The sequence below is a fragment of the Agrobacterium sp. 719_389 genome (assembly GCF_900188475.1).
In the GTDB taxonomy this organism is placed as follows: Bacteria; Pseudomonadota; Alphaproteobacteria; order Rhizobiales; family Rhizobiaceae; genus Agrobacterium; species Agrobacterium radiobacter.
This window is the reverse complement of the sequence record NZ_FYEM01000001.1, coordinates 213,110-236,499: the sequence shown is the minus strand read 5'-3', so window position 1 is coordinate 236,499 and position 23,390 is coordinate 213,110. Positions and strand designations below refer to the sequence as shown.

The window sequence follows — 23,390 nt, the reverse complement described above, 5'->3', positions numbered from 1 at the left end:
CTTGGACGATAACGCCGAGCTTCAAATCACGCCGCTCAATTCCCTGCATATTTCGCTTGGCGCCCGCATGGTGCCATTCGCCGGTTACGATATGCCGGTGCAATATCCGGCCGGCGTTCTGAAGGAGCATCTTCAGACCCGTACCTCCGCCGGCCTGTTCGACGTATCCCACATGGGCCAGGTGATCGTGAAGGCGAAATCCGGCAACAATGCCGATGCCGCGCTTGCGCTGGAAAAGCTGGTGCCGGTGGATATTCTCGGCCTGAAGGAAGGCCGCCAGCGTTATGGTTTCTTCACCGATGAAAACGGTGGTATTCTCGACGACCTGATGATCACCAATCGCGGCGATCATCTTTTCGTCGTCGTCAACGCGGCCTGCAAGGACGCCGATGTCGCCCATATGAAGGCGCATCTTTCCGGCGACTGTGAGATTACCCTTCTCGATGATCGGGCGCTGATCGCGCTTCAGGGACCACGCGCGGAAGCGGTTCTGGCCGAACTGTGGGCCGGCGTGTCTGAAATGAAGTTCATGGACGTGCTGGAAGTTCCGCTGCACGATGTTCCCTGCATCGTTTCCCGCTCCGGTTATTCCGGTGAGGACGGTTTTGAAATTTCCGTGCCTGCGGCAAAGGCGGAAGAGATCGCCAATGCCCTGCTCGAACATCCCGATTGCGAGCCGATCGGGCTTGGCGCGCGCGACAGCCTGCGTCTGGAAGCTGGCCTTTGTCTTTATGGCAATGATATCGACACCACGACCTCCCCCATCGAAGCTTCGCTCGAATGGGCGATCCAGAAGGCGCGCCGCGCCGGTGGTGATCGCGAAGGCGGTTTTCCGGGTGCGAAACGCATTCTCGGCGAGCTGAAAGACGGCACATCGCGCCGTCGCGTCGGCCTGAAGCCCGAGGGCAAGGCACCGGTGCGCGGCCATTCCAAGCTTTTCGCGGATGCCGAGGGCAAGACGGAAATCGGCGAAGTGACTTCCGGCGGCTTCGGCCCATCGGTCGAAGGTCCCGTCGCCATGGGTTACGTGCCAACGGCCTACACGGCTCCCGGCACGGCGATCTTTGCGGAAGTGCGCGGCAAATACCTGCCCGTCACCGTCGCTGCCCTGCCCTTCATCAAGCCCACCTACAAACGATAATCTTCATCCCATCTCCGGAGAGAATACGATGCTGAAATTTACCGCAGAACACGAATGGCTGAAGTTCGAAGGCGATATCGCCACCGTTGGCATCACCAGCCACGCCGCTGAACAGCTTGGCGACCTCGTTTTTGTCGAATTGCCGGAAGTGGGCGCCACCTTCTCCAAGGATGGTGACGCGGCGACCGTTGAATCCGTCAAGGCGGCTTCCGATGTCTATTGTCCGCTGGATGGCGAAGTGGTGGAAATCAACCAGGCCATCGTTGACGACCCCTCGCTGGTCAATTCCGATCCGCAGGGCGCCGGCTGGTTCTTCAAGCTGAAGCTTTCCAACGCCGCGGATGCCGATACGCTGCTCGACGAGGCAGCCTACAAGGAGCTGATCGCGTAATGACGACGCCCACAGAATTCCATTTCACCGACTATCAGCCCTATGATTTCGCCAACCGGCGTCACATCGGGCCGTCGCCGTCGGAAATGGCTGACATGCTGAAGGTCGTTGGCTACAAAAGCCTCGACGCGCTCATCGACGCCACCGTTCCCTCCTCCATTCGCCAGAAGGCGCCGCTGACCTGGGGCGCTGCGCTGACCGAACGCGAGGCGCTCGATCGCCTGCGCGAAACGGCCAACAAGAACCAGGTGCTGACGTCGCTGATCGGTCAGGGTTATTACGGCACGATCACGCCGCCGGTCATCCAGCGCAATATTCTGGAAAATCCGGCCTGGTATACGGCCTATACGCCCTACCAGCCGGAAATCAGCCAAGGCCGCCTTGAAGCGCTGTTGAACTACCAGACCATGGTCTGCGACCTGACCGGCCTTGATGTCGCCAACGCATCGCTGCTCGATGAAGCGACGGCCGCTGCCGAAGCAATGGCCATGTGCCAGCGCGTCGCCAAATCCAAGGCGACCGCCTTCTTTGTCGATGCCAATTGCCATCCGCAGACCATTGCGCTGATCGAGACCCGTGCTGCCCCGCTCGGCTGGAAGGTGATCGTCGGCAATCCCTTTACCGATCTCGATCCGGTCGACGTGTTCGGCGCGATCTTCCAGTATCCGGGAACGCACGGTCATGTCAGCGACTTCTCCGGCCTGATTTCCCGCCTGCACCAGACCGGCGCCATCGCCGCCGTCGCCGCCGATCTTCTGGCGCTGACGCTGTTGAAGTCTCCGGGCGAAATGGGTGCGGATATCGCCATCGGCACCTCTCAGCGTTTTGGCGTTCCGGTCGGTTACGGCGGCCCGCATGCGGCCTATATGTCCGTCAAGGATGCGCATAAGCGCTCCATGCCGGGCCGTCTGGTCGGCGTCTCGGTCGATGCGCGCGGCAACCGCGCCTATCGCCTGTCGCTGCAGACCCGCGAGCAGCATATCCGCCGCGAAAAGGCCACTTCCAACATCTGCACGGCGCAGGTGCTGCTGGCCGTCATGGCTTCCATGTACGGCGTCTTCCACGGCCCGCAGGGCATCAAGGCGATTGCCCAGCAGACCCACCAGAAGGCCGTGCTGATGGCCAAGGGTCTGGAAAAGCTCGGCTACACCATAGAGCCGGAAACCTTCTTCGACACGATCACCGTCGAAGTCGGTCACATGCAGGGCGTCATCCTGCGCTCGGCCGTTGCGGAAGGCGTGAACCTGCGCAAGGTGGGTGCGACCAAGATCGGCATGAGCCTTGACGAGCGCACCCGCCCGGCGACGCTTGAGGCCGTCTGGCGCGCATTCGGCGGCAATTTCTCGATCTCGGATTTCGAGCCGGAATATCGCCTGCCGAAGGAACTGCTGCGCACCAGCCAGTACATGACGCATCCGATCTTCCACATGAACCGTGCCGAAAGCGAGATGACCCGTTACATCCGCCGTCTTTCGGACCGTGATCTGGCGCTCGACCGCTCGATGATCCCGCTCGGTTCCTGCACCATGAAACTGAATGCGACGGCGGAGATGCTGCCGATCACCTGGCCGGAATTTTCCGACATCCACCCCTTCGCACCGGCCAATCAGGCGCTCGGCTACAAGGAAATGATCGACGATCTCTCGGAAAAGCTGTGCTCGGTCACCGGTTACGACGCCTTCTCCATGCAGCCGAATTCCGGCGCGCAGGGGGAATATGCGGGGCTTCTGACCATCCGCAACTACCACCTCGCCAATGGCGGCACCCATCGCGATGTCTGCCTCATTCCGACCTCCGCGCATGGCACCAATCCCGCCTCCGCGCAGATGGTCGGCATGAAAGTCGTGCCGGTGAAGGTGCGGGACAATGGTGACATCGACATCGATGATTTCCGTGCAAAAGCAGAGCAGTATGCGGAAAACCTCTCGTGCTGCATGATCACCTATCCGTCCACCCACGGCGTGTTCGAGGAGACGGTTCGCGAGATCTGCGAGATCACCCACAAGCATGGCGGTCAGGTCTATCTCGACGGCGCCAACATGAACGCCATGGTCGGCCTTGCCCGTCCCGGCGATATTGGTTCTGATGTTTCGCACCTCAACCTGCACAAGACCTTCTGCATTCCGCATGGCGGCGGCGGTCCGGGCATGGGGCCGATTGGCGTCAAGGCGCATCTTGCGCCCTACCTTCCTGGCCATCCGACGACGGACGGTCGCGAGGGCGCGGTTTCAGCTGCCCCCTTCGGCTCGCCCTCGATCCTGCCGATCTCCTGGAGCTATTGCCTGATGATGGGCGGCGAAGGGCTGACGCAGGCGACCAAGGTGGCGATCCTCAACGCCAACTATATCGCCGAACGGCTGAAGGGCGCTTACGATGTGCTCTACAAGTCCGAAACGGGACGTGTGGCGCATGAGTGCATCATCGACACCCGGCCCTTGGCGGATAGCTGCGGCGTGACGGTGGACGATGTTGCAAAGCGCCTCATCGACTGCGGTTTCCATGCGCCGACCATGAGCTGGCCGGTTGCCGGCACGCTGATGATCGAGCCGACGGAATCCGAGACCAAGGCGGAAATCGACCGTTTCTGCGATGCCATGCTGGCGATCCGCGAGGAAGCCCGCGACATCGAGGAAGGCCGTGCGGACAAGACCAACAATCCGCTGAAGAACGCGCCGCATACGGTGGAAGACCTCGTCGGCGAGTGGGATCGTCCCTATAGCCGTGAAAAGGGCTGCTTCCCGCCCGGCGCCTTCCGCATCGACAAATATTGGTCGCCGGTCAACCGCATCGACAATGTCTATGGCGACCGCAACCTCATCTGCACCTGCCCGCCGATGGAGGCTTACGCCGAAGCGGCTGAATAAGGCATCAGTACAAACCAACATACGAAGGCCCGGAGCAATCCGGGCCTTTTTTCATGAAGAAATCGCAGTGCGGCCTAACCGGGCTTTCTCGCTGCAAGGGCCTTTGTTTTTTCGATCCTGCTTGTCCAACAAGTGCGAGGATGCAAGACGACCAGATTGATGTCCTGATCGGGCGCGTTGCGCTCGAAGACCGCTCTGCATTTTCCGCACTTTATCAGGCAACCCGCCCGAAACTTTTTGCGATCTGCATCCGTATCTTGAAAGACCGGACGGATGCGGAAGAGGCGCTACAGGAAATCTATCGACCTCATCCGGGCGCGAAAGCCCGTGAGCGACGACATCGATACCGTGCTGGACCTTGAAGACCAATCGATCCCCCGACCCGGAAATGCAAATCGTGATGCGCGATGAAGGCCGGCGGATTGATAGATGCATGGAGGAACTGCGGCCGGATCAGTCTGCTGCCGTGCGGCGAGCCTATGTGGAGGGTTTGAGTTATGCGGAACTGGCGGAAGAGATGAACGCGCCGCTCAATACGGTGCGGACATGGCTTCGCCGCAGCCTGCTGAAACTGAGAGAGTGCATGGAACGATGACATCGGGCGCACATAGTCATGGCATCAGTCCGCAGGATGAAGTCCTGGCGGCTGAATACGTGCTTGGCCTTCTTTCGCTGGAAAAGCGCCGGATGGTCGAAAAGCGCATGGCTGATGACGCCGACTTTCAGCGCCATGTGGAGCGCTGGCAGAGCGACACCGTGACGTTCAACGATGCCTATGGCGAGATTGCCCCCGATGCCTCGGTGTTCAACCGCATCGAACAGCGCCTGTTCGCCGACCGCCCCGATAATGCCGCCGGTTCGCTCTGGCAGTCGCTTGTCTTCTGGCGCGGCGTATCGCTTGTCTCGTCGCTTGCGGCTGTCGTCGCGATAGCCTTTGTATCAGGTCTGCTTCCGCCTGCTGGCAGGCAGGCGGCGCTGCTCGTTGCCAACCTCACAGCCCCCGGCAACGTGATCGATCTCGCGGCGTCTTACGACGCGTCGAGCGGACGCCTGAAGATCACGCCCGTTGCAGCAGATGGCGGTGAACGCCGGTCGCTCGAACTGTGGCTGGTGCCGCCGGCAGGCAATCCGAAATCGCTCGGCATCATCAATGCGGCCGTTGATGCCGACATGGTCATTTCGCCCGAGATACAGGGTAGTCTCGGCGAAGGTTCGGTATTCGCCGTCAGCCTTGAACCGTTCGGTGGTTCGCCCACCGGCCTTCCCACCGGCCCGATCGTGGCTTCGGGTACTGCGCGTCGCCTGTAACAGGCCGCAGTTAATCCTTTTTAAAATCAGCTATTTATCATTTTTCTTGGCTTGCCTGAAACTTCGCGGGGCCAACCTCCGTCTCTTGTGTTGCTACGAATGACCGATAGCGGCCACTGGAAGGACTACCTTTCGGGGCGAGGATGTCACCAAGGAGGAATAACAATGTACAAAGTTTCTGTTCGCGCCATGACGCTGGCCGCAGCTCTTTCCATCGGCATGGTTTCCGCTTATGCCGCAAACCCCAAGGTTGGCGGCGCCGCGATGTTCGAGAACAAGAACATCGTTGAAAATGCGATGAACTCGAAAGACCACACCACGCTCGTCGCAGCGGTGAAGGCCGCCGGTCTTGTCGAAACGCTTCAAGGCAAAGGTCCGTTCACGGTGTTCGCACCGACCAACGAAGCTTTTGCGGCCCTTCCGAAGGGTGCGGTCGATGATCTTCTGAAGCCGGAGAACAAGGAAAAGCTGGTCAAAGTGCTGACCTGCCACGTGGTTGCCGCCAACGCACTGTCACCCGCCATCGAAAAAATGATCAAGGACGACAAAGGCGAGCATGATGTGAAGACCGTCGGCGGCTGTGTGCTCAAAGCCAAGGAAAGCATGGGCAAAATTACCCTGACGGATGAGAACGGCACGGTTGCGCACGTCACCATCGCGGACGTCAAGCAATCCAACGGCGTCATTCACGTCATAGACAAGGTGCTGCTGCCGAAGATGTAATATAGCGAAACGGCAGACGACTGGCACATACAGAGGCCCGGATCGCTCCGGGCCTTTTCCGTTGCAGCGCCAAGATTTAACGACCTCGCCACACACGATTGATCGTCTCGCGTTCCATGATAAACCGGATGTGCAATCAAGCGGGGATGGAGTGTAAATGCGTCTGATTTGCCTGAATGGTTGGGGTGGAAAGCTTCATGACGAGCTTGTTCCCTATATCGCCTCATCCGATCCAGATATTCTGTGCCTGCAAGAGGTGGTGCACACGCCGACTGCCAGGCAGGACTGGCTGAGCTACCGCGATCATGGCATCGACCTGCCGCAGAGGGCGAACTTCTTCCACGATATCGCCGGGGCCTTGCCGGATCATCTGGCGATCTTCTGCCCGGCGGCGCAGGGCGATCTCTGGCACAGCGAGACACGATATTCTTCCCAATGGGGGCTGGCGACCTTTGTGCGCAAGTCCATCGCCATCGTTGCGCAGGCGCAAGGGTTCGTACACGGCAGCTTCTCTGCGGACGGATATGGAGATCACCCGCGCTCGCGCACGGGTCACGCCATCAGGGTCTTCGACTTCACGACCGGTCAGCCGGCCGTTATTGCCCATATGCACGGGCTGCGCGATCCCAATGGCAAACACGATATCCCTGCCCGCCTGGCGCAGGCAAAACGCCTTGTGCAACTTGTCAAAAACATTGCTGAAGATGGCGACCGGATCATCGTCTGCGGTGATTTTAATGTCCTGCCTGACAGTGAAACCTTCACCGTGCTGAAGGAACTCAATCTCGTCGAGCTCGTCACGACACGCGGCTTTACCGATACCCGGACCTTGCATTATGCCAAAGACAACCGTTATGCCGACTACATGCTGGTCAATCCGGTGGTGAAGGTCGATCACTTCGATGTGGTGAGGCAGCCGGAGGTCTCGGACCACTGCCCTTTGCTGCTCGAATTCAGCTGAAGACACCTAGCAACATCATCCGTCATTTTTCACGGCCTGCTGCGTCAGCGCACCAGCCGTATATCACTCGTCACCACCGTCTTGCCGGTCCGGCCATCCTTGTCGGTGGTGCGCAGGCGCAGGCCATTGGCGCCAACCTTCTCGATGGTCATGGCGGCGATGCGGTCACCGTTGATATCGCGGTTCCAGCGAACCGTTAGGTTGATCGCATTTCCCTGCCTTGTGCCCGAAAGCGCAGACGGGCGACCGGAAGGACCGGTATAGGCGCCGCTATAGCGGCCACCCTTCGCCGAGAGATCGGCGGCGATTGCGCGCCTTACGACGAGAAGTCCCCGGCAAGTGCCGGACATGTTGAGCGACGATGCCTCCGCATTGGAATTCAGCGTGCAGTTCACGTTGATTGGCGGCGTGCCGATGCGGGTAATCACGGTTCCCTTGCCCGCCCATGTGCCTTTCAGCGACGAGAGGAATTCGCGTTCATCGGCATGCGCGGGCTGTGCGCCGAGCAATCCGGCGGAAAATAAAATTGCGAGAGCCTTGGTCTTCATGGCGAGTATCCGTTTTTTCCTCGAAGACTAACTCGCTTGCACCGCGAAACGTTCCTCCGGCCTATTCTGCAAAGGGCAAAATATCGAAGGACTTATGTTTCTGTCGTGTCAATGCAACCAAATGCGGGCACAGATGTTTCTCGCCAGCCTCGATCAATTTCCGATCAGCTCTTGCATATTTTTCGGAGCATATTTCATGACGACTATCGGCATTTCGGCACCGCGCGGCAGCCTTCCTTCCGGTGGTCTGCCCCGCAGCGGTGGCATTTCAGACCGCACGCTTTTTGCTCTTGCAGCGCTGAATTTTTTTCTCGCCGATGCCCGCGACGGCCTTGGGCCGTTTCTGGATGCATTTTTGGCGACGCAGGGCTGGTCTTCGCTTTCACTAGGCATGATCGCCACGGTCGGAGGCCTAGTCGGTCTGCTTGCCACACCGCTATGCGGCGCGCTGGTGGATGGTACCACGTGGAAGAGGACGCTGATTGCCATTCCCGTCGTCCTCGTGACCATCGGCGCGCTGATCACGCTGATCTTTCCGGATGCATGGATCGTCTGGACCGGTCAGATCATGACGGCGGTTGTCGGCGCAGTGGTCGGACCTGCGCTTTCCGGCCTCACACTCGGCCTGGTCGGTGAGCGCCTGTTCTCCCATCAGATCTCGCGCAATGAATTCTGGAACCATGGCGGCAATTTCGCCTCGCTTTTCGCGACCTATGTGGTGGTCACCTTCTTTGGCATGAACGGCATCATCGGCCTCATGCTGCTGACTGCCGCAGGCGCATTGGTCGCGACGGCGGCCATCGACCCTGATCGAATCGACCACAAGGTCGCCCGCGGCCTTGCCGAAGACAAGGGGGAACCCGGTCCATCCGGCATCAAGGTGCTGCTGCAGGAGCGCGGGCTGATCTTTCTCGCCATCATTATGCTTATCTTCCACTTCGGCAACGCGCCGATGGGCCGGTTGATCGCGCAGGATTTCGCCATCGAATTGCAGACGCCCTTCCGCACTACCGCGATCATTACCGGCGTCGCGCAATTCGCGATGATCTTCGTCGCCGCAATGGCCCCATGGCTGATACGCCGTTTCGGTCTCTCGACCGTGTTTATCGTCGCACTGGTCGCCCTGCCCATACGAGGTCTTCTTGCCTCAGCCTTTACGGATTTCTGGGTCATCTTCCCGGTGCAGTTTCTTGACGGCGTTGGCGCCGGCCTGCTCGGCATCGTCACCCCCGTTGCGGTGGAGAGGATTTTAAAGGGCACCGGCCGTTTTAATGTCGGCCTTGCCAGCGTCATGATGGTTCAGGGCATCGGCGCATCATTCAGCAATGTCGTTGCAGGCTGGCTGGTGACGAAGGGCGGTTATTCGCTGTCGCATCTCGTCGGCGGCGGCGTTGCCGCTATCGCCATCGGGCTTTTTCTTATCTATCGCAACGAGATAGCGCCGAAACAGAATGACGACGCAGTTTCTCAATAGCAGAACTGAGGTCGACAAATAAAAAGGAGGCCTGACGGCCTCCGGAAATCTCATAGTTTCTTAATGCAATCAGCCAACGAAAGCGCGCTCGATGACGAACTCGGCAGGCTTGTTGTTGGCGCCTTCAGTAAGGCCGGCCTTTTCAAGCAGTTCCTTGGTGTCCTTCAACATCGCCGAGGATCCGCAGATCATGCCGCGATCGATTTCGGGATCGAGTGCGGGAACACCAAGATCCGTAAACAGCTTGCCGTTCTCGATCAGCGTGGTGATACGGCCCTTGAAGGGGTAATCCTCGCGGGTGACGGTCGCGTAATGCTTGAGCTTGTCGCCGACGATTTCGCTCAGGAATTCATGGTTCCTGATTTCCTCGACCAGATCGAAACCGTATTTCAGTTCGGCCACATCGCGGCAGGTATGGGTGAGGATGACCTCTTCGAACTTCTCATAGGTCTCCGGGTCGCGGATCAGGCTCGCGAAAGGCGCAATGCCGGTGCCGGTCGAGAACATGTAGAGCCGTCTGCCCGGTGTCAGCGCATCCAGAACCAGCGTGCCTGTCGGCTTCTTGCGCATCAGCACGGTATCGCCGGGCTTGATCGCCTGCAGATGCGAGGTCAGCGGGCCATCGGGAACCTTTATCGAGAAAAACTCCAGTTCCTCATCCCAGGCGGGGCTGGCGATGGAATAGGCGCGGTAGATCGGCTTTTCGCCGACCATCAGCCCGATCATCGCGAATTCGCCAGAGCGGAAACGGAAGCCGGCCGGACGCGTCATGCGGAAACGGAACAGGTGATCCGTATAATGCTCCACCGACAAAACCGTCTCGGCGTAAACACCATCAGGTATCTTGATCGCGAAATCTTCCGTCTTGGCTGGCGCGTTCATTTCAGGTTCCGTCCGTTCATTCGATAAGCGACATTCTCCGTCCGGGCAATTATACCATTTTTGCTCCGGTTTGAAGGCATGAGAATGTCAATACTGCCATGCGCGGAAAATATGTATCCTAAACTCATATTTCCACGCAACGTGTCATTGGGCCGCACGGCGACGCCAGCTATAGGCCTCGCCACCACTCGCCGGCCGAGCCGTCGGCTGGTAATAGACCGGGATCTCCGGAAGGCGATTTTCGGACAGACGACGGATCGCCGTGTCGTTCGTCACCGCAAAGCTGGTAAAGCCGGTGCGCAGCATCAGCGGCACCTGGTCGATCAGCACATCGCCAACCGCCCTCACCTCGCCCGCAAAATTTAGACGGCTGCGCAGCAGCGAAGCGTGGCTGAAACCACGACCGTCATTGAATGCAGGAAAGCTGACGGCGACGAGGTCGATACGGTCGAGATAGGGTTCGAGCCTGAGGACATCGTCAGCCGGGGCGATGAGAACGCCGAGGCCGATATCGTTGCTTTCAGCGGCACGCACAAGGAAATCGGCAAGCGGCAGTAGCGGCTTTTGCTCGGCCGTTGCCTTCACTTCCTCGGTTTCAATCACCCAGGGATCGTTTTCCACGAAGCCGTCGCGGTTCCAGATTTTCGTCATGGCAATCTCCTCAGGCGGCTTCAGCGGCGGAACCGTAGAGCGCATCCTTGAATGGCTGCGGTCCGACGCGGCGATAGGCTTCGAGGAAGTTTTCCTCCTTCGAAAGGCGCAAGCCCAGATAGGTGTCGACGATGGTTTCCACCGCGTCTGTCACCTTTTCCGGCTCAAAACCACGGCCGATGATCTCGCCGATCGAGGTGTTTTCATCGCCCGATCCGCCAAGCGTGATCTGGTAGAGTTCGGCACCCTTCTTTTCCACGCCCAGAAGGCCGATATGGCCGACATGGTGATGGCCGCAGGCATTGATGCAGCCGGAAATCTTGATCTTCAGCTCACCGATTTCCAACTGACGCTCATGCGCGCCGAAACGGGTGGAGATTTCCTGCGCCAGCGGAATGGAGCGCGCATTGGCGAGCGCGCAATAGTCCAGCCCGGGACAGGCAATGATATCGGTAATCAACCCGGCATTGGCGGTTGCCAGTCCCGCACCCACCAGCGCGCGATAGACGGGCTCAAGATCAGCCAGCGCCACATGCGGCAGGATGATGTTCTGCTCGTGGCTGATGCGGATTTCATCGAAGGCATATTCCGCAGCAATGTCGGCGACGAGTTCCATCTGCTCGTCGGTCGCATCGCCGGGAATACCGCCGATCGGCTTCAGCGAGATCGTCACCATGCCGTAATCGGGATGCTTGTGCGGCGCGACGTTCTGCTCGACGAAACGGGCAAAACCCTCATCCGCCCGCTTCCAGCGCGCCAGACTTTCCCAGCCTTCAGGGCGGTCCTTTAATGCGGGCGGCGCGAAATAGGCGGTGATGGCCGCGATATCCGCATCCGGAAGCTTCAATTCGGTGTTTTTCAGTTCCGCGAATTCCACCTCGACCTGGCGGGCCAGTTCTTCCGCACCGGTTTCGTGTACGAGGATCTTGATACGCGCCTTGTATTTGTTGTCACGGCGGCCGTGCAGGTTATAAACGCGCATGATCGCGGTCGTGTAAGACAGGAGATCTTCTTCCGGCAGGAAGTCACGTATTTTCTTGGCGATCATCGGCGTGCGGCCCTGCCCGCCACCGACATAAACGGCAAAACCGATCTCACCCCTGTCGTTCTTCTTCAGGTGCAGACCGATATCGTGAACCTGAATGGCGGCGCGGTCGCGCTCGGCGCCCGTGACCGCAATCTTGAACTTGCGCGGCAGGAACGAGAATTCCGGATGCACGGAAGACCATTGACGCAGGATTTCCGCATAGGGGCGCGGATCGGCGACTTCGTCAGCGGCAGCGCCGGCGAAATGGTCGGCGGTCACATTGCGAATGCAGTTGCCGGACGTCTGCAATGCGTGCATTTCCACGCTCGCAAGTTCGGACAGGATATCCGGCGTGTCGGAAAGGCGTGGCCAGTTGTACTGGATGTTCTGGCGGGTGGTGAAGTGGCCGTAACCCCGGTCATATTTGCGGGCGATATGGGCCAGCATCCTCATCTGCTTGGAATTCAGCGTACCGTAGGGAATGGCGACGCGCAGCATATAGGCATGGAGCTGGAGATAGACGCCGTTCATCAGGCGCAGCGGCTTGAACGCGTCCTCGGCAAGCTCACCGGACAGCCGGCGCTCGACCTGATCGCGAAACTGTGCCACGCGGCCTTCAACAAATGCGTGATCGAATTCGTCGTAACGGTACATATTCTTCCTCAGACTGCGATAAATGCTGCATCGGCCGGCTTGAAGCCGTTGGCATAGTGCATGGTCGGGCCGGCGGCGCGAATGCGCTCGCGAAGCCGCGTCGGCCAAAGCTTGCCGTTCTCCTCAATGACATCGACGATATTCACGTCAACGACCTTGTTGGCGGAAAAATCGCGCTTGCCGATTTCCTCGAACGATGCGACGGCCTCCGCATGGCGCGCAACGATTGCGCCCTGCAGGTTCTCCGTCCATTCGCCATTGGCGTCGAGCCAGACGGCGATACCATCGCCCAGACGGTTGGCGGTCAAAACCTTGTCAGCCATTTGCATACTCCCGTTTAAGGTTCACTGGCCTCGCAGCAAGCGCAAGCGCCTCGGACCTGTCGAAATTGGCGCCCGCCACCGCATCGCCGATGATGACCATGACCGGACCGGTCAGTTCATCGCGATGTTCGAGGTCGGGCAGATCGTTCAATGTACCATGCAGCAGGCGGCGATCCGCGCGGCTGGCATTTTCGATGACGGCCACCGTCGTTTCCACGCCGAGCCCCGCCTCTATCAGCCGTGTCGCCACCGAAGCGGCAACGCTGCGGCCCATATAGACGGCGATGGTTGCACCCGAGACGGCGAGACGTGCCCAATCGGGCAAGACATCGCCGGTCAGATCGTGACCGGTGGTGAAAATCAGCGACGAGGCGACACCGCGCAGCGTCAGCGGCAATTCGAAATCCGCAGCGGCGGCAAAGGCCGAAGTGATGCCGGGCACGATCTCGTAACCGATGCCAGCGTCACGCAACGCCGCCATCTCCTCGCCCGCCCGGCCATAAACCAGCGGATCACCGGATTTGAGGCGAACGACGCGCTTGCCATCCTTGCCGAGACGCACCAGCAGGCGGTTGATCTCATCCTGCGACTTCGTATGGCAGCCCTTGCGCTTGCCGACAGACAGTCTTTCGGCATCGCGGCGACCCATATCGACGATCGCCTGCGGTACCAGCGCATCATAAACGATGACGTCGGCCTCCATCAACACGCGCTGCGCGCGCAGCGTCAACAGGTCTTCCGCACCGGGGCCAGCGCCGACAAGCCAGACGCGGCCTTCACTGCGTTCGGGCGATTGCAACAGACGGTTGGCGGCATCGCGGGCGGAAAGCGTATCGCCGAGAGCGACGGCATCTGCGACAGCACCGGAAAAGAACCGCCGCCAGAAATTGCGTCTCAATGCGCCCTTGGGCACGTTTTTTTCCGCCGCATCACGATACTGCACCGCAAGGCGGGCAAGCTTGCCAAGCGACGGTGACAGCATCTGGTCGATACGCACGCGGATCATCTGGGCGAGAACCGGCCCTGCCCCTTCGGTGCCAATGGCGATGGCGACGGGCGCGCGGGCGACAAGCGCCGGGGTGAAGAAATCGCAAAATTCCGGCTGGTCCACCGCATTGGCGGGGATTTTCTTAGCGCGCGCAGCCGTAACTATCTCGCGGTCCAGCGCCTCGTCCCCGGTGGCGGCAAAAACCAGCGTCGCGCCTTCGATCAACTGGCTGGAGAAACCCAAAGCCCGATGATCAATGCCGTTCTCGCGGAGATAGCGCACAAAATCCGCTTCCGGCTTGTTGGCATAGGCAATGATATGCGCATTGGTATTGGCGAGAAGCCTCACCTTCGCGAACGCTTCATCACCATTACCGAACACAGCGACCTGCCGTCCCTCAACCCGGAAGAAGGCGGGGAAGGTAGAAAGGCGGTCGCCAGCAGCGGAAAAATCATGTTCGTTGTGCATTGGACATATATCTCGCATTGCGGTGCAAGATTGAAGAAACAGAAATTCAAGCCTTTCCGACACCTGGATTTTTATTTCTCGAAGACCCCGGTTTTGGAGGAAAACAAACCGGCAGCGCTTTTTCGCGCCTGCGCGAGGCCTGAGAATCCCCTCAGAATCCCTTGACAAAGCGGGTGCCCGCGCCGAACAAGGAGCAACGATTATCCGTCGATTTCTCCATGCAAAGACCGCTTTTCCCTGAGGCGGCACGAAGGATCAGACCCTTGACCAGCCACACCCTCGCCGCCCGCCTTCTCGATGTCATCGAACAGGATATTCTGCCCTTGACGGCGCGCGGCGTCAGCCTTGGAAACAAGGTGTTCGGTGCGGCGATCCTGCGAAAATCCGATCTGTCGCTGGTGATAGCGGAGACCAATAACGAACTGGAAAACCCGCTTTGGCATGGCGAAGTGCACACGCTGAAGCGGTTTTACGAGCTGGGCGAGAAGCCGAACACCAAGGACCTGATTTTTCTTTCTACCCATGAACCCTGCACCATGTGCATGTCCGCCATCACCTGGGCCGGTTTCGACAATTTCTATTCCTTTTTCAGCCATGAGGATTCACGCGACGCTTTCGCGATCCCGCACGATCTGAAAATCCTGAAGGAAGTTTTCGGGCTGGAGCCGGGCGGCTATCGCCGCACTAACGCCTTCTGGAACTCTTTCTTCATCGCCGATCTGGTGGAGGGCGAAGACGACCCGCTGAAAACCACGCTGAAGGCGCAGACGGCCCGTATCAAGGCCGCTTATGACGATCTGTCCACCAGCTATCAGTCGTCCAAGAGCGGCAACGATATTCCGTTGAATTAGAGCGTTTCCGGGCGATTTTCCGTCAGGATAATGCGAAAACCAAGAATGAAGGTTTGTGACATATGGAAGCCTCGAAGGATATTTCCCGCCTGATCGAGATCATGGAAGCGTTGCGCCAGCCCGAAACCGGTTGCCCGTGGGATGTCGTCCAGACCTTCGAGACGATCAAGCCCTATACCATCGAAGAGGCTTACGAAGTCGCCGACGCCATCGAGCGCAAGGACATGGATGATCTTTGTGAGGAGCTGGGCGACCTTCTGTTGCAGGTGGTTTTCCATGCCCGCATTGCCGAGGAACGAGGTGAATTCGCCTTTGGCGACGTGGTCGAGGCCGTCACCTCGAAGATGATCCGCCGCCACCCGCATGTCTTTGCCGTTTCCGAGGCCGATACGCCTGACAGCGTCAAGCTCCAATGGGACCGGATCAAGGCCGAAGAAAAACGCGAACGGGCTGAGCGCCGCGCCCGCCGGGGTATCACCGAGGATTTCAAGGCCGGCTTTCTGGGCGGCGTGCAGCGCAGCCAGCCGGCGCTCACCGAGGCCCTGAAGCTGCAGGAACAGGCCGCGCGCGCCGGTTTCGACTGGTCAGATCCCGCTCCCATTCTCGACAAGATCGAGGAGGAAATCGCCGAACTGCGTGAGGCGCTGGCGGAGGGGAAACCGGAGAAAGTCTCGGACGAACTCGGCGATCTGATCTTTGCCCTCGTCAATATCGGCCGGCATGTCAAAGCCGATCCGGAAGATGCGCTGCGCGGCACCAATACGAAATTCCGCAGGCGTTTCAATCACATCGAGACATCGCTCACCGAAAATGGCGAGACACTGGAAGAAGCGAGCCTTGAGCGGATGGAAGACCTGTGGCAGGCGGCAAAACGTATCGAGCGCTCGCTCGATACGTTTTCGTCCTGATCAAGCGGATCTGTTCGAAAAACAGGAGCGTCGGCGCTCCCGAGACTGGCGACGTGAGGGAAGCTCCGCCATCGTTCTCGAAGACCTCAGCGCTCCCAGTCCTCGCGTTCGCGGACGGTCGCTTTACCAAGCTTGCGCTCCAACTCGGCGGCCTGCGTTTCCGACAGGCGCACATCGAGCGCCACCGATCCGTCCTCATGGTCTTCACGGGCATCCACGATGGAATTGCTGTAGACCCAGGAAATCAGCGGCAGCTGCTCAACGGAAAGCACGACGGTCGTTTCCGTCAGCACACCGGAGAGGCGCTTTGAAATCTCGTCCATCAGGGCATCGACGCCCTCACCCGTGATTGCCGAAACGGCGCGAATATCCGAACGGCCTTCGGCGCGCTGCATGATGGCGTCATGCGCTTCCGGCTCGAGGCGGTCGACCTTGTTCCAGACCTCGATGATGCGCTTTTCGGCTTCCTTCTCGTCAATGCCGAGATCGCCGAGAATACGCAGCACATCCGCAGACTGGGCGGCATTATCCGGATCGGACATGTCGCGCACATGCAGAACGAGATCGGCTTCCAGCACCTCTTCCAGCGTGGCGCGGAAGGCGGCGACGAGATGCGTCGGCAGGTCGGAAATAAAACCCACCGTATCGGACAGGATGACTGTGCGACCATGCGGCAGCTTCATCCGGCGCAATGTCGGGTCGAGCGTGGCGAACAGCATGTCCTCCGCCAGAACGCCCGCACCGGTGATGCGGTTGAACAGCGTGGATTTACCGGCATTGGTGTAACCAACGAGAGCCACGATCGGATGCGGAACCTTGCGGCGCTTGGCGCGATGAAGCTGGCGGGTGCGCACCACCTGCTCCAGTTCCTTTTCGAGCTTGACGATGCGATCCTGCAGCAATCGTCTGTCGGCCTCAATCTGCGTTTCACCCGGACCACCCATGAAGCCCGCACCACCGCGCTGGCGTTCAAGGTGGGTCCAGCTTCTGACGAGGCGACCCTTCTGGTAGTTCAGATGCGCAAGATCGACCTGCAACGTGCCTTCCTTGGTGGAGGCGCGTCGGCCGAAGATTTCAAGGATGAGACCGGTCCGGTCGATGACCTTGGCATTCCACTGCTTTTCGAGATTGCGCTGCTGCACCGGGGTCAGAGGATGATCGACGATCACCAGGCCGGAATCGGTCTCATCGAGCAGATGGCCGATTTCCTCGATCTTGCCGGTGCCGAACAATGTCGCCGGGCGCGGCTGGTTGACCGAAACGATCAGACCCTGCGTCACATCCAGATCGATGGCGAGCGCCAGCCCCTTCGCTTCCTCAAGCTTGGCTTCAACAGAGCGGCCGGGAGCGACGGGGCCTGCCGCCGCCTCGCGATTTTCGCGCTGCTGCTTGAGGACGGGCACGAGGACAACCGCGCGCATGTCGTCGCGGCGCTTCTCCTGCTCCGGAATGATCGATTCGTTCGAAGTGTCGCGCGTCGAAATGGGCTCAGCCTTATCCAGAAAGAAGATTGCGGCCGACCGCATCCGCGCGGGCGGCCATGGGAATTAACCTGACGGAACGGGAAATGTTCCCGATCCGGGTCAGTCTATATCGAATATCCGTCGAGGGAGCCGATCAGGCCGCGCCTTCTTCGCTTTCGAACATCTGCATCGGCTGACCGGGCATGATGGTGGAGATCGCATGCTTGTAGACCAGCTGCGAATGACCGTCACGGCGCAAAAGCACGCAGAAATTGTCGAAGGAGGTGACAACGCCCGTCAGCTTGACGCCGTTGATCAGGAAAATCGTGAGCGAAATCTTCTGCTTACGAACGGTATTGAGGAAGAGATCCTGAAGGTTTTGAGAACGTTCCGCCATAGCGCCGCTTCTTTCTTTTTTGCCGGCAGGGATACCGGAAAATAATCAATCAATAATAAGCCGGCCAAGTCTTGTCCCCCGCTTGGCTGACCTCAAACTCTGGTATCAAATCATGTTCCGTTCCGCAACGGTCAAAACAGTCTGACGACTACGAGTATTGACCCGCATTTTCGATTCGGGACAGTCAAAAATATTGTATCGAAACACGGAAAAGTTGTTCCACGTCGCGCACCGCATCGGCGGATGCAAAGAGTACGACACGGTCTTTCGCCTTGATTTTCGTGCTGCCGTCAGGACGGATCACCACGCCGTCGCGATAGATAGCTCCGATGCGCACGCCTTCGGGCATGTCGATGTCGCGGAACGATTGCCCGACCAGCGGCGATGTCTCCAGCGCCTCCGCCTCGATTACCTCCGCCGAACCGCGCTGCACGGCATAGACCGAACGGATGCGACCCTTGCGCACATGCTGAAGCACGCGGGAGATCGTCACTGCCCTGGGGTTGATATAGGCATCGAGACCCAGAGAACGGGCGACATCGTGGAATGACGTGCTGTTCAAGAGCGCCAGATTCGATTTGCAGCCGAGCTGCTTGGCAATCACGGCGGCCAGAATATTGGTCTGGTCATTGTTGGTGAGCGTGACGATCAGGTCCGCATCCTGAATATCGGCCTGCATCAGGATTTTCTGATCGAGCGCCGAACCGTGCATGACAATGGTGTGGCTCAGCTGCTCGGATGCGGAAACCGCCCTGTCGCGGTCGGCCTCGATGATCTTCACCCGCGTTTTCGGCTGCAGCTCCTCGATCTTGCGCGCGACGAAATGGCCGATGTTGCCGGCGCCTGCAATCACGATGCGCTGCGCTTCCTGCTCCTCGTGACCGAAGAGGCTGAGGGTGCGGCGGGCGTGCTGGCGCTGGCAGATGACATAGGCAAGGTCGCCCACCCGCAACTGTTCCGAAGAATGCGCCACCTTGAGGATACCATTTCGGTAAACGCCCACCACCGTGGCGATGAGGTCGGGAAAGAGGCTGGAGAGTTGCTGCAGCGGCGTATTGATGACAGGGCAATCTTCCATGCACTCGATGGCCAGCATGTAGATCGTATCTTCCGCGAACCGCACGACGTCGGTGGCGCCCGGGAAAGCGATACGCCGCAGCACCATCTTGCCGACTTCGACTTCCGGAGAAATCGTCACGTCAATGGACATGTTCTCGCGGCTGAAGAGATCGGCATATTCCGGCTTCAGATAGCTCTGGTCGCGGATGCGGGCGATCTTGGTCGGCACGCTGAAGAGCGCATGCGCCACCTCACAGGCGACGATATTGATCTCGTCATGCAACGTCACCGCGATGATCATGTCGGCCTGATCGGCGCCGGCCTTGGCCAGCATGTCCGGGTGAGCGCCATGGCCGACATAACCGCGCACATCCAGCGTCTCGGTTATGGCGGTAATAAGCGGTGCGGCGGTATCGATGACAGATACCTCATTGTCTTCCCGCGACAATTGTTCGGCGATGCCGTAACCCACCTGCCCTGCGCCGCAAATGATGACTTTCATGCTGTCTCTCTGACGGAATAATCGTTTACGGCGAAGCGCCTTCGTCCCTTATACGCCGAGAGATTTCAGTTTGCGATGCAGCGCCGACCTTTCCATGCCGACAAATTCCGCCGTGCGCGAAATATTGCCGCCGAAGCGGTTGATCTGGGCCATCAGGTAGTCCCGCTCGAACATTTCACGCGCTTCGCGCAGCGGCAGGGTCATGATGTGCTGGTCGCCCTGCGCCGAAATCTTCGGCAGCATATCGCCAATATCCGACGGCAGCATGTCGGCCGAGATCGGCGCTTCGCCGCCCTCGGGACGCGCCAGGATCATCAGCCGCTCGATATTGTTGCGAAGCTGGCGGATATTGCCCGGCCAGTCGTGGGTCTGGAGAACGGCCATGGCGTCATCCCCGATCTTGCGCGGGCGGATGCCCGCCTGCTCGGAAATCTGCCGCATGAACATGTCGACGAGGAAAGGGATATCCTCGCGGCGCTCGGAAAGCGCCGGCACCTTCACCGGCACAACGGCGAGACGATGATAGAGGTCCTCGCGGAACTGGCCTTCGGCGATCAGGCTTTCAAGGTGATGGGCGGTTGAGGAAATGATGCGCACATCCACCTTCACCCGCTTGCCGCCGCCGACACGCTCGAACTGCTGATCGACCAGCACGCGCAGGATCTTGTTCTGCGTTTCGCGCGGCATTTCGCCGACTTCATCGAGATAGAGAACACCGCGATGGGCCTCTTCGAGCGCGCCCACCTTACGCGGCTGTCCTGGCAGGCCTTCCGTACCGAAAAGCGCGATTTCCATGCGGTCCGGCGTGATCGTCGCCGCATTCAGCGCCACGAAAGGTCCCGTGGCGCGTGAGGATTTCTTATGCACCATGCGCGCCACCAGCTCCTTGCCGGAACCGGAGGGGCCAAGGATCATGATACGGCTGTTGGTGGGGGCGACCCGGTCGATGGTCTGGCGAAGCTGCGACACGGCAAGTGATGCGCCGACGAGTTCAACCGCGTCACCGGTGCGCTTCTTGAGTTCCTGAACCTCGCGCTTCAGCTTGGAGTTTTCCAGCGCCCGCTCGGCGATCAGGATCAGCCGGTCGGCCTTGAACGGCTTTTCGATGAAGTCGAAAGCGCCACGCTTGATGGCGTTGACGGCGGTTTCGATATTGCCGTGACCGGAAATCATGACGACAGGAATTTCAGGGTGGCGGCTCTTGATTTCATCCAGCAGCGCCAGACCGTCGAGCTTCGAGCCCTGCATCCAGATGTCGAGAAAGATCAGGCGCGGCACGCGTTCCGAAATGGCGGCCAGCGCGCTGTCACTGTCGAACGCCATGCGGGTCTCGTGCCCCTCGTCGGAAAGAATGCCCGCTACGATTTCGCGAATGTCCGCCTCGTCATCCACGACCAGAATATCAGACGCCATATGCTGCTTCCTTGTTATTTTCGCTGCCGACCGCCTCGATATAGGGCAGCAGCACTCGGATCATGGCGCCATGGCCATGGTCGAATTCGGCCGGGGCATCATGGAGCTCCAGATACCCGCCATGTTCTTCGATGATCTTCTTCACGATGGCGAGGCCGAGGCCCGTGCCCTTGTCCCGCATCGTCATATAGGGTTCGAGAATGCGGTGACGGTTCTCGACGGGAAGGCCGCGGCCATTGTCGATGATATCGGCCACGAAACGCGAATTGGCCTCGTCGAAGGATGCGCGCACCAGGATTTTACCCGGACGCTTTTCGCCTTCCACCGCCTCAATCGCTTCCGTCGCATTCTTGATGAGATTGCCGAAGGCCTGCCCCAGCATGCGGGCATCGAACATGCCCTCCAGCGGGATGTCGCCCAGCTCTGTTGAGAACTTCGTGTCGGCGGCGCTGATTTCGCGCAGGAACGCCGCGTCCTTCAGTATCGATCGCAGGTCCGATTTTTCCTTCGTCGGCTTCGGCATACGCGCAAAAGCCGAGAATTCATCCACCATCCGGCCGATATCCCCAACCTGCCGGACGATGGTATCCGTACACTGGTCGAAGATGGCGCGGTCGCTCTCGTCTATCTGCTTGCCGAAACGGCGCTTGATGCGCTCGGCGGAAAGCTGGATCGGCGTCAGCGGGTTCTTGATTTCATGGGCAATGCGGCGCGCCACATCCGACCATGCCGTCGAGCGCTGGGCAATGACGAGATCGGTAATGTCATCGAGCGTGATGACGTAGCTGTCGCGGCTGTCGCGGGCGTCCTCGCGGGTCACCTGCACGTTCAGAGTCCGCTCCTTGCCGCGCCGCATGATGTTGATCTGCTTGCGGAAGTTACCGCGCGACCAGGTATTCGCCTCGGTCACGACCTGTTCGATTTCAGGCGCGATCTCCGAAAGCTGCGCGCCGATAAGCTGCTCGGAGGTCTGCGCCAGGAATTCTTCACCCGAGGGATTGACGATGGTGATCCTGCGGTTCTCATCGACGCCGATGACAGCGGCGGTGACGCCTGACAGCACGGCCTCGATGAAGCGGCGGCGATCGTCAATATCGTCTTTCGCTTCGATGATCTGGTCCTGCTGGCTGCGCAGTTCCGAGACCATCTTGTTGAAGGTGCGCGAGAGACGCCCGACGTCGCCGTCGACGGCGCGCACGGGCACCAGCACATGCATGTTGCCGGTGGCGACACTGTCGGCGGCGCTGATGAGAAGGCGGATCGGCCGCACGATACGGTCGGCCACCGCGATCGCCGTCCATATCGCCGCAAGAAGCACGATCAGCGCGAAACCGAGATAGAGGATCGCAAACGCGATCTGCAGCGGCGCGCGGCCTGCCTCCATCGCCTTGTATTCGGCGCGGTTCTCTTCCATCAACCGCATCGCGCCCATCACCTTGGGATCGACGGCGCGTACGGTGTAAAGGAAGGTGCCGCTGATGCCCTCAAGCTTGATAATGGCGCCAACGAGGTTGGTGATGCCAGGCGGGATCAACGTCGGCTGGCCGGCGGCGGCCTTTTCCAGCGCATCATGCGGAATGGCGGGAAGCGGTTTTTCCGTCTTGATATCGGCCTGCGCGACGGCGTCGCCGTCTTCCTGCACCAGAAACGCGCCAAGCAGGCCGCGTCCCTTGGCCTGACGGGTCATGAGGTCAACGAAGCCGGTACGGTCGAGATAAAAAAGCGCGCGGTTGCGGTCGAGGTCGGTGGCCATCGACAGGGTCTGGCCCTGAAGATAACCGGCATTTTCCATCATATAGGCCTGGGCGATGTTGCTCGATGAATCGACGATCGACTGCGTGCGCAGCGAAAACCAGCGGTCGAGACCGACATTCAGCGTCAGGCTGGCGAAAATGGCGACAAGCACGGCGGGCGTGATCGCCACGATGGAGAACAGCACGACGATACGTACGTGCAGACGCGCCGCCGCCCTTCCCTTTTTGCGCGCTTTCAGCAGGCGGTTGATTTCTCGGCCGATCAGGAAAATCAGACCGATCACAAAAATCGAATTGATCACGACCGAAGCGATGACGACATTCGATGTCGGCGCAATGGGCGTCACGCCGAGAAGCACGAAAAGGGTGAGAATGGCGCAGACGAGGGCGACGCCAGCGAGCACCAGCCCCGGCAGAGCGAAAGACATCCTGCGATCGGCAACCACCATGCCCGCTGCTTCGTCAGCAACGGCGTTTTCGGCGGCGGGTTTCCGCATCAACTACTCCCAATCGCTGGCCAGCCAGCACCACATTCCTGAAGTCAGGCAAGACTCGCCGCAGTTCGGCGAATCTCTCCCTCCTAGTGTTTTCCAAGCAACACAATGTGGCGAAAATGCAACGACAGATGCGACCTTGTCAA

General features: G+C 59.5%; 20 protein-coding genes and 1 pseudogene. 10 read left to right on the top strand and 11 right to left on the bottom strand.

Annotation, left to right across the window (positions count from 1 at the left end; all coding sequences use genetic code 11):
* Nucleotide 1: 1 nt before the first annotated feature.
* From gcvT to CFB10_RS01140, 7 genes and pseudogenes are all read left to right on the top strand, one after another.
* Complete coding sequence (gcvT, locus tag CFB10_RS01170; protein WP_020012480.1) at nt 2-1,141, top strand: glycine cleavage system aminomethyltransferase GcvT; 1,140 nt, start codon at nt 2-4, stop codon at nt 1,139-1,141.
* A gap of 28 nt (nt 1,142-1,169) precedes the next feature.
* The gene (gene gcvH / locus CFB10_RS01165) at nt 1,170-1,532 is read left to right on the top strand and encodes a glycine cleavage system protein GcvH (RefSeq protein ID WP_003502678.1); all 363 of its coding nucleotides are present in this window, start codon (nt 1,170-1,172) and stop codon (nt 1,530-1,532) included.
* A complete protein-coding gene (gcvP, locus tag CFB10_RS01160; RefSeq protein ID WP_020012479.1) occupies nt 1,532-4,396 on the top strand; it encodes an aminomethyl-transferring glycine dehydrogenase in 2,865 nt (954 codons plus the stop codon). Before gcvH ends, gcvP begins: the two co-directional genes overlap by 1 nt.
* Before the next feature lie 140 nt (nt 4,397-4,536).
* Nucleotides 4,537-4,991: pseudogene (locus CFB10_RS01155) on the top strand (sigma-70 family RNA polymerase sigma factor).
* The gene (locus CFB10_RS01150; protein ID WP_020012478.1) at nt 4,988-5,704 is read left to right on the top strand and encodes an anti-sigma factor domain-containing protein; all 717 of its coding nucleotides are present in this window, start codon (nt 4,988-4,990) and stop codon (nt 5,702-5,704) included. The pseudogene CFB10_RS01155 and the gene CFB10_RS01150 overlap by 4 nt, the downstream one beginning before the upstream one ends.
* Nucleotides 5,705-5,869: 165 nt before the next feature.
* Entirely contained in the window at nt 5,870-6,427 is a 558-nt protein-coding gene (locus CFB10_RS01145) for a fasciclin domain-containing protein (protein WP_020012477.1), read from the top strand.
* 157 nt (nt 6,428-6,584) lie between these two features.
* Complete coding sequence (locus CFB10_RS01140) at nt 6,585-7,388, top strand: endonuclease/exonuclease/phosphatase family protein (protein ID WP_020012476.1); 804 nt, start codon at nt 6,585-6,587, stop codon at nt 7,386-7,388.
* 44 nt (nt 7,389-7,432) lie between these two features.
* Here CFB10_RS01140 and CFB10_RS01135 read toward each other — a convergent pair whose 3' ends face one another.
* Nucleotides 7,433-7,936, bottom strand: coding sequence for a hypothetical protein (locus CFB10_RS01135; RefSeq protein WP_020012475.1), 504 nt, complete (start codon nt 7,934-7,936; stop codon nt 7,433-7,435).
* A 133-nt stretch (nt 7,937-8,069) separates the two neighbouring features.
* Between CFB10_RS01135 and CFB10_RS01130 the strand changes: the two genes are divergently transcribed.
* The gene (locus tag CFB10_RS01130; RefSeq protein WP_020012474.1) at nt 8,070-9,410 is read left to right on the top strand and encodes an MFS transporter; all 1,341 of its coding nucleotides are present in this window, start codon (nt 8,070-8,072) and stop codon (nt 9,408-9,410) included.
* 69 nt (nt 9,411-9,479) lie between these two features.
* On the opposite strand, the gene CFB10_RS01125 is transcribed toward CFB10_RS01130, so the two are convergent.
* The 5 genes from CFB10_RS01125 to cysG all read right to left on the bottom strand — a co-directional run bounded on the left by CFB10_RS01125 (nt 9,480) and on the right by cysG (nt 14,403).
* Complete coding sequence (locus tag CFB10_RS01125; protein WP_020012473.1) at nt 9,480-10,292, bottom strand: ferredoxin--NADP reductase; 813 nt, start codon at nt 10,290-10,292, stop codon at nt 9,480-9,482.
* Between the two features lie 144 nt (nt 10,293-10,436).
* Nucleotides 10,437-10,943, bottom strand: coding sequence for a DUF934 domain-containing protein (locus CFB10_RS01120; protein WP_026364093.1), 507 nt, complete (start codon nt 10,941-10,943; stop codon nt 10,437-10,439).
* 10 nt (nt 10,944-10,953) lie between these two features.
* Nucleotides 10,954-12,624: a nitrite/sulfite reductase gene (locus CFB10_RS01115; protein WP_020012471.1), complete on the bottom strand. Its 1,671-nt coding sequence runs from the start codon at nt 12,622-12,624 to the stop codon at nt 10,954-10,956.
* An 8-nt stretch (nt 12,625-12,632) separates the two neighbouring features.
* Nucleotides 12,633-12,947, bottom strand: coding sequence for a DUF2849 domain-containing protein (locus CFB10_RS01110; RefSeq protein WP_020012470.1), 315 nt, complete (start codon nt 12,945-12,947; stop codon nt 12,633-12,635).
* Nucleotides 12,940-14,403, bottom strand: a complete 1,464-nt coding sequence (cysG, locus tag CFB10_RS01105) for a siroheme synthase CysG (RefSeq protein WP_020012469.1) — start codon at nt 14,401-14,403, stop codon at nt 12,940-12,942. Before cysG ends, CFB10_RS01110 begins: the two co-directional genes overlap by 8 nt.
* Before the next feature lie 218 nt (nt 14,404-14,621).
* On the opposite strand from cysG, the gene CFB10_RS01095 reads away from it, so the two are divergent.
* Together CFB10_RS01095 and mazG are read left to right on the top strand one after the other, a co-directional pair.
* A complete protein-coding gene (locus tag CFB10_RS01095; RefSeq protein ID WP_371258463.1) occupies nt 14,622-15,254 on the top strand; it encodes a deaminase in 633 nt (210 codons plus the stop codon).
* A 62-nt stretch (nt 15,255-15,316) separates the two neighbouring features.
* Nucleotides 15,317-16,162 (top strand): nucleoside triphosphate pyrophosphohydrolase, encoded by an 846-nt coding sequence (gene mazG / locus CFB10_RS01090; RefSeq protein WP_020012467.1) that lies wholly within the window; start codon nt 15,317-15,319, stop codon nt 16,160-16,162.
* Between the two features lie 86 nt (nt 16,163-16,248).
* Here the strand turns inward: mazG and hflX are convergent, their stop codons facing one another.
* The 5 genes from hflX to CFB10_RS01065 form a co-directional block, all read right to left on the bottom strand.
* Nucleotides 16,249-17,688, bottom strand: coding sequence for a GTPase HflX (gene hflX / locus CFB10_RS01085; protein ID WP_020012466.1), 1,440 nt, complete (start codon nt 17,686-17,688; stop codon nt 16,249-16,251).
* Between the two features lie 91 nt (nt 17,689-17,779).
* On the bottom strand, nt 17,780-18,022 hold the full coding sequence (gene hfq, locus CFB10_RS01080) for an RNA chaperone Hfq (protein WP_003496145.1): 243 nt from the start codon (nt 18,020-18,022) through the stop codon (nt 17,780-17,782).
* A 184-nt stretch (nt 18,023-18,206) separates the two neighbouring features.
* A complete protein-coding gene (gene trkA / locus CFB10_RS01075) occupies nt 18,207-19,583 on the bottom strand; it encodes a Trk system potassium transporter TrkA (RefSeq protein ID WP_020012465.1) in 1,377 nt (458 codons plus the stop codon).
* A gap of 48 nt (nt 19,584-19,631) precedes the next feature.
* Entirely contained in the window at nt 19,632-20,996 is a 1,365-nt protein-coding gene (locus tag CFB10_RS01070; RefSeq protein WP_006315356.1) for a sigma-54 dependent transcriptional regulator, read from the bottom strand.
* The gene (locus CFB10_RS01065; protein WP_020012464.1) at nt 20,986-23,247 is read right to left on the bottom strand and encodes a PAS domain-containing sensor histidine kinase; all 2,262 of its coding nucleotides are present in this window, start codon (nt 23,245-23,247) and stop codon (nt 20,986-20,988) included. Before CFB10_RS01065 ends, CFB10_RS01070 begins: the two co-directional genes overlap by 11 nt.
* Nucleotides 23,248-23,390 lie beyond the last annotated feature (143 nt).

Excerpts from the sequence above, each read along its gene's own strand:
- gcvH (WP_003502678.1), top strand. The coding sequence starts at position 1,170 with ATGCTGAAATTTACCGCAGAACACGAATGGCTGAAGTTCGAAGGCGAT.
- gcvP (WP_020012479.1), top strand. The coding sequence starts at position 1,532 with ATGACGACGCCCACAGAATTCCATTTCACCGACTATCAGCCCTATGAT.
- CFB10_RS01150 (WP_020012478.1), top strand. The coding sequence starts at position 4,988 with ATGACATCGGGCGCACATAGTCATGGCATCAGTCCGCAGGATGAAGTC.
- CFB10_RS01145 (WP_020012477.1), top strand. The coding sequence starts at position 5,870 with ATGTACAAAGTTTCTGTTCGCGCCATGACGCTGGCCGCAGCTCTTTCC.
- CFB10_RS01140 (WP_020012476.1), top strand. The coding sequence starts at position 6,585 with ATGCGTCTGATTTGCCTGAATGGTTGGGGTGGAAAGCTTCATGACGAG.
- CFB10_RS01135 (WP_020012475.1), bottom strand. The coding sequence starts at position 7,936 with ATGAAGACCAAGGCTCTCGCAATTTTATTTTCCGCCGGATTGCTCGGC.
- CFB10_RS01130 (WP_020012474.1), top strand. The coding sequence starts at position 8,070 with ATGTTTCTCGCCAGCCTCGATCAATTTCCGATCAGCTCTTGCATATTT.
- CFB10_RS01125 (WP_020012473.1), bottom strand. The coding sequence starts at position 10,292 with ATGAACGCGCCAGCCAAGACGGAAGATTTCGCGATCAAGATACCTGAT.
- CFB10_RS01120 (WP_026364093.1), bottom strand. The coding sequence starts at position 10,943 with ATGACGAAAATCTGGAACCGCGACGGCTTCGTGGAAAACGATCCCTGG.
- CFB10_RS01115 (WP_020012471.1), bottom strand. The coding sequence starts at position 12,624 with ATGTACCGTTACGACGAATTCGATCACGCATTTGTTGAAGGCCGCGTG.
- CFB10_RS01110 (WP_020012470.1), bottom strand. The coding sequence starts at position 12,947 with ATGGCTGACAAGGTTTTGACCGCCAACCGTCTGGGCGATGGTATCGCC.
- cysG (WP_020012469.1), bottom strand. The coding sequence starts at position 14,403 with ATGCACAACGAACATGATTTTTCCGCTGCTGGCGACCGCCTTTCTACC.
- CFB10_RS01095 (WP_371258463.1), top strand. The coding sequence starts at position 14,622 with ATGCAAAGACCGCTTTTCCCTGAGGCGGCACGAAGGATCAGACCCTTG.
- mazG (WP_020012467.1), top strand. The coding sequence starts at position 15,317 with ATGGAAGCCTCGAAGGATATTTCCCGCCTGATCGAGATCATGGAAGCG.
- hflX (WP_020012466.1), bottom strand. The coding sequence starts at position 17,688 with ATGCGGTCGGCCGCAATCTTCTTTCTGGATAAGGCTGAGCCCATTTCG.
- hfq (WP_003496145.1), bottom strand. The coding sequence starts at position 18,022 with ATGGCGGAACGTTCTCAAAACCTTCAGGATCTCTTCCTCAATACCGTT.
- trkA (WP_020012465.1), bottom strand. The coding sequence starts at position 19,583 with ATGAAAGTCATCATTTGCGGCGCAGGGCAGGTGGGTTACGGCATCGCC.
- CFB10_RS01070 (WP_006315356.1), bottom strand. The coding sequence starts at position 20,996 with ATGGCGTCTGATATTCTGGTCGTGGATGACGAGGCGGACATTCGCGAA.
- CFB10_RS01065 (WP_020012464.1), bottom strand. The coding sequence starts at position 23,247 with ATGCGGAAACCCGCCGCCGAAAACGCCGTTGCTGACGAAGCAGCGGGC.